This window comes from Allobosea sp. P4_C6 (genome assembly GCF_056402015.1).
In genome coordinates this window covers 146,231-159,006 of record NZ_JBFUIF010000009.1, presented here as the reverse complement: position 1 = coordinate 159,006, position 12,776 = coordinate 146,231, and the positions used below count along the sequence as shown (strand labels likewise).

Below are 12,776 nucleotides of genomic sequence, written 5' to 3'. Positions count from 1 at the left end.
CGAGGACGCCGCCGCCATGACGATCGCCGCCAAGCTGCCTTCTATCCTGATCGCCAATCGCGGCGAGATCGCCTGCCGCGTGATCCGTACCGCCAAGCGGCTCGGGCTGCGCACCATAGCGGTCTATTCGGATGCCGACGCGGAGGCGCTCTTCGTGCAGATGGCCGACGAGGCCTACCATATCGGGCCCGCCCCGGCCCGCGAGAGCTATCTCGATGCCGGCAAGATCCTGGCCGTCGCCAAGGAGGCGGGCGCGGCCTGCATCCATCCGGGCTACGGCTTCCTCTCCGAGAATGCCGACTTCGCCGATGCCTGCGCCAAGGCCGGGATCGTCTTCGTCGGCCCGCCCGCCTCGGCGATTCGGGCGATGGGTTTGAAGGATGCCGCCAAGGCGCTGGTCGAGAAGGCTGATGTGCCGGTGGTGCCGGGTTATCACGGCGCCGAGCAGGGCGTCGGTTTCCTGAGCCGGGAGGCCGAGCGCATCGGCTATCCCGTGCTGATCAAGGCGGTCGCCGGCGGCGGCGGCAAGGGCATGAAGAAGGTCGAGCGGCCCGAGGAGTTCGCGGACGCCCTAACCAGCGCCCAGCGCGAGGGGCAGAATGCCTTCGGTGACGCCCGCGTCCTCGTCGAGAAATACGTGCTCTCGCCCCGCCATGTCGAAATCCAGGTCTTCGGCGACAGCCACGGCAATGTCGTCCATCTCTACGAGCGCGACTGCTCGCTGCAGCGGCGCCACCAGAAGGTTATCGAGGAGGCGCCGGCACCGGGCATGAGCGCGGAAGTCCGCGCCGCCATGGGCAAGGCCGCGACCGAGGCAGCGAAGGCGGTCGGCTATGTCGGGGCCGGCACGGTCGAGTTCATCGCCGATGGGCGCGATGGTCTCAGGGCCGATCGTTTCTACTTCATGGAGATGAATACGCGGCTCCAGGTCGAGCATCCGGTGACGGAGGCGATCACCGGTCTCGATCTCGTCGAATTGCAGTTGAAGGTCGCGGCTGGCGAGCCGCTCGGATTCACGCAGGCCGAGGTGAAGGCAAACGGCCATGCGGTCGAGGCGCGGCTCTATGCCGAGGACCCGGAGAAGGGCTTCCTGCCTTCGACCGGCAAGCTCTGGGCGCTGCAATTCCCGGAGGGCGAGGGCATCCGCATCGATACCGGCGTCGAGGCCGGCGACACGGTGACGCCGTTCTACGACCCGATGATCGCCAAGGTGATCGCCCATGGCGCGACGCGCGACGAGGCGCTCGACCGGCTGGGCGCGGCGCTGGGCGAGACCATCGTCGCCGGCCCCCGCACCAATCTTGCCTTCCTGAAGAAATTGACCGAGGCGGAGGGCTTCCGAAAGGGGCCGTTCGACACCGGTTTCATCGATCGCAACATCAGCGCGCTCGGCGCCGAGCCGCAGCCGCTCGACGCAGCAGCCGTGGCGGCGGCGGCCCTGCAGCTCGAAGAGGAGCGGCAGGCGGCCGGGATGATCGCGGCTGCGGGCCGGGCGGAAGGCGAAGCGCGCTCACCCTGGCTCGATCCCGACGCGTTCTCGCTGATGCCGCGCCAGCCGCTCGGCCTGCCGCTCACGGTCGATGGCGAGCGCATCGAGGCGCGGATCGAATGGCATGGCGAGGATGCGCGCGTCAGCCTGCCCGGCCACGAGATCGGCGAGGGCGAGCATGAGATCGCTCTGGCCGAGGGTGAGGGCGGCATCTGGTTCGCGCTGCATCGCGGCCGGCAGACCGCCGTGTCGCTGTTCGACCCCTTCGCGGTCGATCTCGATGCGGCCGCGGGCTCCGGCGGGGTGATCAAGGCGCCGATGCACGGCAAGCTCGTCGCGGTCTTCGTCGCGCCGGGCGAGACGGTGCTGAAGGGCCAGAGGCTCGCCATCGTCGAGGCGATGAAGATGGAGCATGTGCTGACCGCCCCGCGTGACGGCACGGTGAGCGAGGTTGTGGGCGAGCCGGGAGCGCAGGTCGCCGAAGGGGCGAAGGTCGTGGTGCTCGGCGAATAGGTGAATCGGTGGAATCGCTTGCGGGCGATGGTTGAGGTTTTGATTCAGGGCTCTGCCGTCATGCTCGGGCTTGACCCGAGCATCTCGGAAACAGGCACATTCTTGTCCTGAGATTCTCGGATCTCCGCTTCGCTTCGTCCGAGAATGACGAGGGTTGAGGAAGCGGAAGCCTCATTCGCCCAGCGCTGCCGCCGCATTCTCCAGAATCATCAGGTTGACCTCCGCCAGCGGGTCGTTATCGCCCAGGAACCAGGCGGCCGACAGGCCGCACCAGGCGATGATCCAGCGCAGCAGGCGGAGGCGCTCCAGCCCCGATTTTGCCAGCACGATCGCCAGTCGCCGCTCGAAGGTGCCCGGCACGATCGCGGCGGGCGGTTCGGGGTCGGCGAGGTCGGGGTCGCAGAACAGGATGGTAGATTCGAAGGCGCGATCGCCGATGACGCCTTTCGGGTCGATGGCGAGCCAGCCGCGCTCCTCGAAATCGAGCACGTTGTCGTGGTGGCAATCGGCATGGAGCGGCAGGATCTCCCGCTGCGCCACCAGCAATTCGCTCGCTACCGCTGCCGAGCGCGCCAGCAATCCGCCGTGCTCCGCCGCCATCGGGAAGAGATCCTTGAACCAGGTCTCGAGCGGGATCAGCCCGGCCGGTGCCGGGCCGCGCGGCTTCTGCAAGGCGGTGATGGCGTCGCAGAGAATCGCGGTCGCCTCGTCGTCGGCGCCGTTTCGGGCCATCGCGGCGAGCGACCGGCGGCCCGTGGCGCGCTCGATCAGCATCGCGCCGCCCTCGTCGCCCTGCGCCAGCAGGCGTGCGGCACCGTCGCCGCCCCAATAGTCCAGCAGGCGATAGCCGAGGCGCTCGTCCTCGACCTCGGGCAGCTTGAGCATGGCGGGGGCGCCATCTTGCCTGACCGGCAGCAGGCGGCTGGCATGCGTCCCGATGGGCTGGCCGTCGGGAACCAGATGCCAGCGCGACAGCCAGGGCTCGAAGTCGGCCCGGGAAAGACCGCTCATCCGCGGCCGATGAGGGGGAACTGCTCGGCCTCGTAGATCTGGCCGGAGACGGGCGCGCTGTCGTCCGAGAGCCAGAAGGCCGTGTGGGCGGCGATCTCCTCCGGCTGCATGATACGCCCTGTCGGGGCGTGGCGGAGCGGCACATGGTTCTGCCAGCCCGGCGGCTGGCCCTCGCGCTGCTGCGTCGCGTCTTCGTTGGCGGTCCAGGTCCAGCCGACATTGAGCTGGTTGGCGCGGATGCGCTCGGGGCCCAACGTATTGGCGAGGTTGCGCGTCATCGTCATCAGCGCGCCCTTCGACATCGAATAGACGGTGAGGTTGGAGAGCCCGCAATAGGCGTTGATCGAGCCGACGGTGACGATGGCGCCGCCCGACTTCTGGGCGCGGAAGGCGCGGATCGCGGCCTCGGCGCAGAGCAGCGGCGCGCGGGTGTTGATCGCGAACATATGGTCGAAGAAGGCGGCGGTGGTCTCAGCCAGGATGCCGCGCGGATAGATCCCGGCATTGTTGACGAGGCCGTCGATGTGGCCGAAGGCGGAAACCGTGGCGTCGACGATGGCCTGTGCCGTCGCGGGATCGGCGAGATCGCCGGTTGTCCCCTGGGTGGAGGAGCCGAGGCGGGCGACGGCGGCATCGACCTCTGTGGGATCACGGCCATGGATCAGCACTTTCGCACCCTCGGCGATCAGCCGCTCGGCCATCGCATGGCCGATGCCGGTCGAGGAGCCGGTGACGAGAATGACCTTGCCTGCTAGTCCGCGCATGGGGAGCGTCCGTGTCTCAATCGGGAGGTCGGGATGACTGTGAAGCGCATCGTGGCCAACATGGCAACCGGGGAACCGGGGCTGGCACGCGCATTCTACGGCGGCATTTTTGACATGCACCCCGTCATGAACCACGGCTGGATCCAAACTCTCGCCGCGGATGGCGAGCGGGCCGGGCCGCAACTCAGCTTCGCCAGCGAGGGCGGCTCGGGCGCGCCGGTGCCCGATCTGTCGATCGAGGTCGACGATCTCGACGCCGTGCTGCGCAAGGCCGAGGCGGCGGGCCTCGCGATAGAATACGGGCCGGTTGACGAGCCCTGGGCCGTGCGGCGCTTCTTCCTGCGCGACCCGTTCGGGCGGCTTGTCAACGTGCTGGCGCACCGCGCCTGAACCAGCTCTGTGGAGAAACCTTCGAAAGGCTGGCCGACCGGTCTGGCCGAGCCTATTTTACCCGCCATGTCGCTTCATATTCTCAAGCTCTGCGTCGGCGCGGAATCGATCGTCGATCTCGAGGAATGGATCGAGGAGCGCATGGCGCTGGAGCGTCGCCTTGGACGGCCGCAAGAGCAGACGCATACCACGCGCATGGTGCCGAAGAGGATCGAGGAGATTCTCGATGGCGGCTCGCTTTACTGGGTGATCAAGGGGCAGGTTTCGGCCCGCCAGCGCCTCACCGATATCCGCCCCTTCACCGATACGGACGGCATCGGCCGCTGCCATCTGGTGATGGAGCCGGTGGTGATCCCGGTCGAGCCGCGTCCGTTCCGCCCCTTCCAGGGCTGGCGCTATCTGCAGGCGAAGGACGCGCCGCGCGATCTGGCCGAGCATGGCGGCGATGTCGGCGAGATGCCGGAGGCGTTGAGGCGGGAGCTGGCGGGGCTCGGGCTGCTGTAGTTGCAGGCATGGTCGGGATTGACCCGACCATCTTGGAAACCAGCGTCTTTCGTCGGCACCGGGTCTTTACTTCGCTTCGCCCGAGAATGACGCCAACTCACACCGCGATATTGTCGATCAGCCGTGTGCTGCCGATGCGGGCCGCGAGGATCAGGCGCACCGGGCCATCGGCCAGCGAGGTGAGCGGTGCCAGCGTCTCGGCGTGGCGCGCTTCCAGATAGTCGAGCTCGAATCCGGCAGTGATGATCGCGTTCTGCGCTTCGGCGACAGCCTTGAACAGGTCGTCGCGGTTGCGGATGCGCGCGGCGAGGTCCTGCATCACGCGGTGAAGCGCAGGCGCCAGCGCCCGGTGCTCGGCCGAGAGGTAGCGATTGCGCGAGGACATGGCGAGGCCGTCCGCCTCGCGGATCGTCGCGAGCGGAACGACGGTGATGCCGAGGTCGAGATCACCAGCCATGCGGGTGACGACCTTGAGCTGCTGGTAGTCCTTCTCGCCGAAGATCGCGAAATCGGCGCGCGATTGCGTGAAGAGCTTGCAGCAGACCGTGGCCACGCCCTCGAAATGCGTCGGGCGGAAGCGATCCTCCAAACCGACGGCAGCCGGGCCGAGCAGCAGCACGCGGGTGGCAAAGCCGGCCGGATACATCTCCTCGACCGAGGGGAAGAACACCGCATCCGCACCGGCCGCGACGAGCTTGGCGCAGTCGTCGTCGAAGGTGCGCGGATATTTCTTGAAGTCCTCATGCGGCGCGAACTGCGTCGGGTTGACGAAGATCGAGACGATGACGCGCCGCGCATGGCGCTGGCCCTCAGTGACCAGGGCGATGTGGCCCTCGTGCAGTGCGCCCATGGTTGGCACCAGCGCGACCTTCTCGCCGGCCGCATGCCAGCCGGCGACGGCCTCGCGCATCGCGGCGACCGTCTCGAAAATCGTGATCCCAGCCATGGCCTTCTCTTTCTCGTCTGCGTCGATCTTCTCGGCCTGCATCGTGAGGGGCCGCATGGCAGCGTCTCGTCGGGTGCTTCAGGAGGTTCGGAAACCATCTGAAACAGCCTTCGAGACGCGGACTTCGTCCGCTCCTCAGGATGAGGGCTGAGAGGAACAGGCCAACCCCTGTCCGGGACGGGTAGCAAATGCGGCGGCGATGGCCAATATCAGGAGGATGAGAACGATTCAGCCGGATCGAAGGGATTGATGAGCGACAGGAACGAGCGTGCCGTCGGCAAGGCTGCTGCGACCGCGCCAGGCGAACATTCGCAGCCGGGCGAGATCGACCGTTTTCTCGGCGCGGCGAAGCGGCTGGCGCCGTTGGCGACGGGGCAGGCGGGTCGGCTCGTCTTCGCCCTCGACGCCACGATGAGCCGCCAACCGAGCTGGGACCTCGCCTGCTCGCTACAGGCGCGCATGTTCGAAGTGACCGGGCAGAGTGGCGGTCTCGCGGTGCAACTCGTCTATTTCCGGGGCATCGGCGAGTGCCGGGCTTCCGGCTGGGTCGGCGAGCCCGAGCGGCTGACCGGGCTGATGCGCAGGATCGCCTGCGAAGGCGGGCAGACGCAGATCGCGCGCGTCCTGCGCCATGTCCGCGACGAAGCGAAGAGCGTGCCGCTACGCGCCTTCGTCTTCGTCGGCGACGCGATGGAGGAAGATGTCGATGCCCTCGCGGCTCTGGCCGGCGAGCTTGGCCTGCGCGGCATCCGCGGCTTCGTCTTTCAGGAAGGGCAGGAGCCGGCGGCAAGCGCGGCCTTCGCGACGATCGCGCGACTGACGGGCGGGGCGCATGCGCGCTTCGACGTCGACGCGCCGGCCTCGCTGCTCGAGCTTCTGCGCGGAGCGGCCGCCTATGCCACCGGGGGGCGCGAGGCGATGCTGCGGCTAGCCGGGTCGAGCCCCGCGGTGAAGGGGCTGATCGCGGCGATGGATGGAGGCCGGCGGTGAGCCTGCTCTACGGCGTTGCCGTCCTGATCCTGATCTGGTGGCTGGTGAAGCTGTTCGCCGGCGCCAACCCCAAGGTCGTGGCGCGGCTGGCGAAGACGGTCGGAGGCGTGGCCTCGCTCGGCGTCGCCGGGCTCCTGATGGTGCGCGGCCGGCTGGACATGGCGATCTTTCTCGGTGGTGTCGGCGCCTGGCTGCTCGGCTGGAGCGCGACGGGACCGGGGGGCATCCGCTTCCCCTGGGCCGATCGGAGCGGCCCGACGGCGGGTACGACCTCGCAAGTGCAGTCCGCGCTGCTGGATATGGAGCTCGACCACGACAGCGGCGCGATGACGGGCCGGGTCAAGGCCGGCGCCTATGCCGGCCGCGACCTCGACGGCCTGGGCATGGCCGATATCAGCGCGCTGCTGCGTGAATGCCTGGCGCGCGACCCGGATGGAGCGCGCCTGCTAGAGGCATATCTCGACCGCCGGTCGCCCGGCTGGCGTGAAGACACTCAGCGTGACGGCGACACGGGGCAGGGCGGCGCGCCGGGCACGGGCGCGATGACGCAGCAGGAGGCCTACGAGATCCTGGGGCTTCAGCCGGGGGCGGGCGAGGAGGCGATCCGCGAAGCCCACCGGGCTCTGATGAAGCGCATCCACCCGGACGCCGGGGGCACCAGCGGTCTTGCCGCTCGCGTCAACCAGGCCAAGGACGTCCTTGTGAAGCAGCGATAGCGAGGGGTTCGGGAAGTGCGTCTGCGACATGGCGGGAACTCCTTTCCCTGACCGATCAGCTGCGGGTTGCGAAGCAGGAGAAGCCGCCGCGCTTCAGCTGCGTGCAGGCGTTCTGCGCGTCCTTCGAGTCGTCGAAGCCGGCGAAGCGGGCACGGAAGAGCGTGGAGCCGCCCTTCTCGACCTTCTCGGTGAAGGGCGAGGCGCTGGCGAGCGAGCCGGTGGCCTTGGCCCGGGCACGGGCCAGGATTTCCTTCGCCTTGCCCTCGTCATCGGTGGCGCCGAGCTGGATCACCCATTTGCCGGAGGAGACGACGGCGGCCTGGTGGGACATTGCAGGGGCGGGCTCGGGAGCCTGCGCCTTGGCCGGGGCGGCCTCTGCCTTGCGGGCGACGCTGCTGGCGGGCATCTCGACCTTGGCCTCGGCAACCTTGACCGGCTCGGCGACGGGTTCCGGCGCCCTGGCGATCGAGGAGGTGACGTCGACATTCGCCGGCGGACGCAGGACCTTGGCATCGGCCGGCTGGGCGCCGATCGACCAGCGCATGGCTGATGGCGTCGTGGTCGCGGCGACCGGCCGCATGCCGGAGAGCTGGACCGGCTGGCCGGCGGTAGCGACCGGACGCGGCGGGGCGATCGGAGTCGTCGTCGGCATCGGCGCATAGGCGCGGGCGGCGGCCGGCAGGGGCTGCTGCTCCTCGACCTGCTGGCGCGGACGCGGCACCGGGACCGGCATCGGCTCGGCGACGGCGGCCTGCTGAACCGCTACGGCGCGTGGACGCTCTTCCATGCGCGGGCGCTCTTCCGGCTCGGGCGCCTCGGCGACCATCACGGAGGAACGGCCGCTGGTCGTGGCGCGCGGCAGGCTGGCCAGCACGAGATCGGTCATGATCTTGTCGCGGGAGGCGCCGGAGCGGCCGCCGAGCACGACCGAGACGATGTGGCGGCCTTCCGCCTTCGCCGATGTCATCAGGTTGAAGCCGGAGGCGCGGGTATAGCCGGTCTTGATGCCGTCGACGCCCTCGACCTTGCCGAGCAGGCGGTTATGGCCGCGGATGGTGCGGCTGCCGTACTGGAAGGCGCGCATCGAAAACAGCGGATAGTATTTCGGGAAGCGCTCCTGGAGGGCGCGGGCGAGGATGGTGAGATCGCGCGCCGTGGTCAGGTTGGGCGGGGAATGCGGCAGGCCGTGCGGGTTGTAGAACCGCGTCGAGCCCATTCCGAGCGCGCGTGCCCTGCGCGTCATCTGATCGGCGAAGGCCTCCTCGGAGCCGGCGATGTTCTCGGCGACGACGACGGAGGAGTCGTTGGCGGAGAGCGTGATCATGCTCTTGATCGCGTCCTCGACCGAGATGGTCGAACCGGCGCGCAGGCCGAGCTTGGTCGGCGGCTGCGAGGCCGCATAGGACGAGACCTTGAGCTCGGAATCCATCGAGAAGCGGCCGCGCTCCATCTGCTCGAACAGCATGTAGAGCGTCATGACCTTGGTGAGCGAGGCCGGGATGCGGGCGGCATCCTCGTTGACCGCGTGCAAGGTCCTGCCGCTCCTGGCGTCGACCACCATCGCGGCATAGGGCGGCGTGTAGCCGCCGCCTCCTGCGTGATGACGGCGCTTGCGCGCCTCGGCAGGAGAGGTCGCGATCGTCGCCGCCACAGCGGCGATGCCGATCAGCCCGACGACGGCCCGCAGACGCGGCCGCTGAAACCCAACGCAACCCAGAACCATGAACTCGCCTCGAACTCGTACTGTTTGGTTCTGCCCCGCTGCCGGCTCCATCGTGGCGCGCAGGACACAGTAGAAGGAGGTTAGGTGGATGCGGTTACGGAGCCGTTAAAACTTGAACGGTTGCGATCGGAACGATCTGCGTTTGGTGCATTGCAGCGTTCTCTTGACATTCATGTTGCAATGCACAATATACGGGCAGTCCCCGGTGATGATCTCTTCATACGACCTTGGGGCGATACATCCGGCCGTATGGCCCATTCACCTAATGTGGCACCTCAGGTGCTCAGGAGACGACCCATGATCCAGCAGTTCGACACCATCCAGAAGGCTTCCAAAGAGAACGTCGATGCCGCTCTGAAGGCTTTCGGCGCCACCTCCAAGGGCGTGCAGACGATCGCCGTCGAGGCAACCGACTACGCCAAGAAGTCCTTCGAGGCTGGCACCGCCGCGCTCGAGAAGCTCGCCGGCGTGAAGACCTTCGACAAGGCGCTCGAGATCCAGGCCGACTATGTCAAGACCTCGTTCGAGGGCGCCGTCGCCCAGCTCACCAAGATGGGCGAGCTCTACACCGCTCTGGCCAAGGACGCCTACAAGCCGTTCGAGGGCATCGTCTCGAAGGCTGTCCCGGCCGTGAAGGCGTGATGCCTGCCGGCCGCCGAAAGGCGGCCGAGACCGAGTGAGTTCAGTTGCGTTTGAAAACCCCGGCCCCCAAGGCCGGGGTTTTTCATTGGCTGGAGTGGCTCCTCGTGTCCAAATGTCCGCCACTGCAGGTTTCGGATATTCCCGCGCGGCGCGGCCTGGTTGCGCGTAGACGGTATCCCATGCACTGATTGGGCTTCGTCGGGAGGCCAGCATGGTAATTCGATCGCAGATTTCCGCTTTAGCGCTATGCATTTTCATGGTCGGCGCGGCCCACGCCCAGACGCCAACCTCCAAGGCCGAAGGCATCCCGGTGACGCCGGACAATTTCGTGCGCGCCGAGACGGATATGTACTTCGGCAATTTCGTGAAGGATGGGGCCCTCGGGAAATTCATTCATACGCGTGAACCGGCGTCGATCGACAACCAGACCGTGATCCGGATGAACCGCGACACGCTCTATTCGTTTGCTGCTTTCGATCTCGATGCCGGTCCCGTCACCGTCACGCTTCCGGATGCAGGCAAGCGTTTTCGCTCGGTGCAGGTCGTCGATCAGGATCAATTCACCCCGCGCGTGATCTACAAGTCCGGCACCTATACCTTCACGCGAAAGGAAATCGGCACGCGCTACATGGCGCTGCTGATGCGCACGCTGGTTGATCCGGCCGATCCGGAGGACGTGAAGAAGGTCCACGTCCTGCAAGACGGGGTGCGCGTGACTCAAAACGGGCCGGGCAAGTTCGAGGTGCCGAATTGGGATCAGGCAAGCCAGAAGAAGGTGCGCGAAGCGCTGCTGGTGCTGGCGTCCACGATGAAAGACTTCAAGGGCTCGTTCGGTCCGAAGGGAGCGGTCGATCCGGTCCATCGGCTGATTGGCGCGGCAGCCGGCTGGGGCGGAAATCCGGACAAGGATGCGACTTATGTCGGCCTGACGCCTGAGAAGAACGACGGCAAGACGATCTACAAGCTGAATGTGAAGGACGTGCCCGTCGACGCGTTCTGGTCGATCAGCGTCTACAATGCGCAGGGTTATTTCGAGAAGAACCCGCAGAACGCCTACACGATCAACAATATCACCGCGAAGCGAGAGCTCGATGGCTCGGTCAATGTCCAGTTCGGCGGCTGCGACGGCAAGATCGTCAATTGCTTGCCCATCACGAACGGCTGGAACTACCTTGTTCGGCTTTACCGCCCGCGCGCAGAAATCCTGAGCGGCAAGTGGACGTTTCCGGAGGCCAAACCAGCCAACTAAGCCTTCCGGCTTTGGGGTGATCTACGGGGCCGCGACGGGTCGAAAGCCGGCCAAAGGGCAAGCCGCCGGCTTTCTGCTTCATCAGACTGCGCATGGCCGTTTTCTCTTTTGAACCGATTGAAAACGCGGCTCGATGAGCGCATTTCTATGAGGACGCGCTTTTTTCGCGCCCAGAGGTTTCCGGTCCCGCCATGCTCGACAAATCAGTGCCGCCCCGCACGCTCAAGCTCAACGCCGCCGACAATGTCGTCGTCGCGGTCGATCCGGTCGATCTCGGTGTGAGTGCCGCCGGTGTCGAGGCGCTGAAGCGTATTCCGCGCGGGCACAAGATGGCGATCAGCCCGATCGCCAAGGACGAGCCGATCCGCAAGTTCGGCCAGATCATCGGCTTCGCCACCGTCGATATCCCGCCGGGCGAATGGGTCCACGAGCACAATACCGGCTTCCATGCCTTCGATCGCGACTACGCCTTCAGCGCCGAGGCCAAGCCCGAATTCGTCCTGCCGGTCGAGCAGCAGGCGACCTTCGAGGGCTTCCGCCGTGCGGGCGGCAAGGCCGGTACGCGCAACTATGTCGGCATCCTGACCTCGGTGAACTGCTCGGCCTCCGCCGCGCGCTTCATGGCCGAGGAGGTGAAGCGCTCCGGCCTGCTCGACGATTATCCGAATGTCGACGGCGTCATCGCGCTCACCCACGGCACCGGCTGCGGCATCGACTACAATGGCGAGAGCTTCGAGGTGCTGAAGCGCACCACCTGGGGCTATGCCTGCAATCCGAACATGGCGGCGGTGCTGGTCGTCGGCCTCGGCTGCGAGGGCTTCCAGATCAGCCGCATGAAGGAAGCCTATGGCATCAGCGAGAGCGACGTCTTCCGCACGCTGACGATCCAGGAGACCGGCGGGACGAAGAAAGCGGTTGCCGCCGGTATCGACGCGCTCAAGGTCATGCTGCCGATCGCCAACCAGGCGAAGCGCGAGACGGTGCCGGCCTCGGAACTGATGCTCGCCCTGCAATGCGGCGGCTCGGACGGCTATTCCGGCATCACAGCCAACCCGGCGCTCGGTGCGGCCGTCGACATCCTGGTCGAGCATGGCGGCACGGCGATTCTCTCCGAGACGCCAGAGATTTATGGCGCCGAGCATTTGCTGACCCGCCGCGCCGCGACACGCGAGGTCGGCGAGAAGCTCGTCGGCATCATCAAGTGGTGGGAGGATTATACCGCCCGCGCCCGGATGGACATGAACAACAACCCCTCGCCGGGCAACAAGGCGGGCGGGCTGACCACCATCCTGGAAAAGTCGCTGGGCGCAGCCGCCAAGGGCGGCACCAAGACGCTGGCGGCCGTCTACCACTATGCCGAGCCGGTGAAGGACAAGGGCTTCGTCTATATGGACACGCCTGGCTACGACCCGGTCGCGGCGACCGGACAGGTGGCGGGCGGCGCCAATATCCTCGCCTTCACCACCGGGCGCGGCTCAGCCTATGGCTGCAAGCCGACGCCCTCGATGAAACTTGCGACCAATACGCCGATCTACGAGCGGATGATCGACGACATGGACATCAATTGCGGCGACGTGCTCGACGGCGTTTCGCTGGAGCAGAAGGGCCGCGAGATCTTCGAGAAGCTGCTCAAGGTCGCCTCCGGCGAGAAGACCAAATCCGAGCAGCTCGGCTATGGCGACGCCGAATTCGTGCCCTGGCAGATCGGCGCGACGATGTGACATCGGGCTTGGTCGATCCCGGGCCCATTGAACCCGACCGAAGTCTGGCGCGACCTATGCACAGGGGCCGGAACCGCTGCGAAGCGGGCCGGCCCTCTCATTGTCGGTTGGGGTTACC

12 protein-coding genes are annotated in these 12,776 nt (G+C 66.8%); 8 read left to right on the top strand and 4 right to left on the bottom strand.

Annotation, left to right across the window (positions count from 1 at the left end):
- Positions 1-16 precede the first annotated feature (16 nt).
- A complete protein-coding gene (locus AC1DVA_RS09395; protein ID WP_476805712.1) occupies positions 17-2,002 on the top strand; it encodes an acetyl/propionyl/methylcrotonyl-CoA carboxylase subunit alpha in 1,986 nt (661 codons plus the stop codon).
- 171 nt (positions 2,003-2,173) lie between these two features.
- On the opposite strand, the gene AC1DVA_RS09390 is transcribed toward AC1DVA_RS09395, so the two are convergent.
- Positions 2,174-3,013, bottom strand: coding sequence for an aminoglycoside phosphotransferase family protein (locus AC1DVA_RS09390; RefSeq protein ID WP_476805711.1), 840 nt, complete (start codon positions 3,011-3,013; stop codon positions 2,174-2,176).
- Positions 3,010-3,777 carry an SDR family NAD(P)-dependent oxidoreductase gene (locus tag AC1DVA_RS09385; protein WP_476805710.1) on the bottom strand — a complete coding sequence of 256 codons (768 nt, stop codon included), beginning with the start codon at positions 3,775-3,777 and terminating at the stop codon, positions 3,010-3,012. The genes AC1DVA_RS09390 and AC1DVA_RS09385 overlap by 4 nt, the downstream gene beginning before the upstream one ends.
- 33 nt (positions 3,778-3,810) lie before the next feature.
- Here AC1DVA_RS09385 and AC1DVA_RS09380 point away from each other — a divergent pair, with 33 nt between their 5' ends.
- On the top strand, positions 3,811-4,167 hold the full coding sequence (locus AC1DVA_RS09380; protein WP_476805709.1) for a VOC family protein: 357 nt from the start codon (positions 3,811-3,813) through the stop codon (positions 4,165-4,167).
- A 66-nt stretch (positions 4,168-4,233) separates the two neighbouring features.
- A complete protein-coding gene (locus AC1DVA_RS09375; protein WP_265053707.1) occupies positions 4,234-4,671 on the top strand; it encodes a DUF1489 family protein in 438 nt (145 codons plus the stop codon).
- A 97-nt stretch (positions 4,672-4,768) separates the two neighbouring features.
- Here AC1DVA_RS09375 and panC read toward each other — a convergent pair whose 3' ends face one another.
- Positions 4,769-5,617 (bottom strand): pantoate--beta-alanine ligase, encoded by an 849-nt coding sequence (gene panC, locus AC1DVA_RS09370; protein ID WP_476805729.1) that lies wholly within the window; start codon positions 5,615-5,617, stop codon positions 4,769-4,771.
- A 249-nt stretch (positions 5,618-5,866) separates the two neighbouring features.
- Between panC and AC1DVA_RS09365 the strand changes: the two genes are divergently transcribed.
- Entirely contained in the window at positions 5,867-6,607 is a 741-nt protein-coding gene (locus tag AC1DVA_RS09365) for a VWA domain-containing protein (protein WP_476805708.1), read from the top strand.
- Positions 6,604-7,323: a DnaJ domain-containing protein gene (locus tag AC1DVA_RS09360; RefSeq protein ID WP_476805707.1), complete on the top strand. Its 720-nt coding sequence runs from the start codon at positions 6,604-6,606 to the stop codon at positions 7,321-7,323. Before AC1DVA_RS09365 ends, AC1DVA_RS09360 begins: the two co-directional genes overlap by 4 nt.
- A gap of 55 nt (positions 7,324-7,378) precedes the next feature.
- Here AC1DVA_RS09360 and AC1DVA_RS09355 read toward each other — a convergent pair whose 3' ends face one another.
- The gene (locus AC1DVA_RS09355) at positions 7,379-9,046 is read right to left on the bottom strand and encodes an SPOR domain-containing protein (protein ID WP_476805706.1); all 1,668 of its coding nucleotides are present in this window, start codon (positions 9,044-9,046) and stop codon (positions 7,379-7,381) included.
- Between the two features lie 297 nt (positions 9,047-9,343).
- On the opposite strand from AC1DVA_RS09355, the gene AC1DVA_RS09350 reads away from it, so the two are divergent.
- The 3 genes from AC1DVA_RS09350 (at position 9,344) to AC1DVA_RS09340 (ending at position 12,658) form a co-directional block, all read left to right on the top strand.
- Positions 9,344-9,688, top strand: coding sequence for a phasin family protein (locus AC1DVA_RS09350; RefSeq protein WP_265053702.1), 345 nt, complete (start codon positions 9,344-9,346; stop codon positions 9,686-9,688).
- Between the two features lie 256 nt (positions 9,689-9,944).
- On the top strand, positions 9,945-10,937 hold the full coding sequence (locus AC1DVA_RS09345) for a DUF1254 domain-containing protein (protein ID WP_476805705.1): 993 nt from the start codon (positions 9,945-9,947) through the stop codon (positions 10,935-10,937).
- 191 nt (positions 10,938-11,128) lie between these two features.
- Complete coding sequence (locus AC1DVA_RS09340) at positions 11,129-12,658, top strand: UxaA family hydrolase (RefSeq protein ID WP_476805704.1); 1,530 nt, start codon at positions 11,129-11,131, stop codon at positions 12,656-12,658.
- Positions 12,659-12,776: the final 118 nt, after the last annotated feature.

Bases quoted from the DNA above. Each gene is read 5' to 3' on its own strand.
- AC1DVA_RS09385 (WP_476805710.1), bottom strand. From the start codon at position 3,777: ATGCGCGGACTAGCAGGCAAGGTCATTCTCGTCACCGGCTCCTCGACC.
- AC1DVA_RS09350 (WP_265053702.1), top strand. From the start codon at position 9,344: ATGATCCAGCAGTTCGACACCATCCAGAAGGCTTCCAAAGAGAACGTC.
- AC1DVA_RS09390 (WP_476805711.1), bottom strand. From the start codon at position 3,013: ATGAGCGGTCTTTCCCGGGCCGACTTCGAGCCCTGGCTGTCGCGCTGG.
- AC1DVA_RS09345 (WP_476805705.1), top strand. From the start codon at position 9,945: ATGGTCGGCGCGGCCCACGCCCAGACGCCAACCTCCAAGGCCGAAGGC.
- AC1DVA_RS09395 (WP_476805712.1), top strand. From the start codon at position 17: ATGACGATCGCCGCCAAGCTGCCTTCTATCCTGATCGCCAATCGCGGC.
- panC (WP_476805729.1), bottom strand. From the start codon at position 5,617: ATGGCTGGGATCACGATTTTCGAGACGGTCGCCGCGATGCGCGAGGCC.
- AC1DVA_RS09365 (WP_476805708.1), top strand. From the start codon at position 5,867: ATGAGCGACAGGAACGAGCGTGCCGTCGGCAAGGCTGCTGCGACCGCG.
- AC1DVA_RS09340 (WP_476805704.1), top strand. From the start codon at position 11,129: ATGCTCGACAAATCAGTGCCGCCCCGCACGCTCAAGCTCAACGCCGCC.
- AC1DVA_RS09355 (WP_476805706.1), bottom strand. From the start codon at position 9,046: ATGGTTCTGGGTTGCGTTGGGTTTCAGCGGCCGCGTCTGCGGGCCGTC.
- AC1DVA_RS09380 (WP_476805709.1), top strand. From the start codon at position 3,811: ATGACTGTGAAGCGCATCGTGGCCAACATGGCAACCGGGGAACCGGGG.
- AC1DVA_RS09375 (WP_265053707.1), top strand. From the start codon at position 4,234: ATGTCGCTTCATATTCTCAAGCTCTGCGTCGGCGCGGAATCGATCGTC.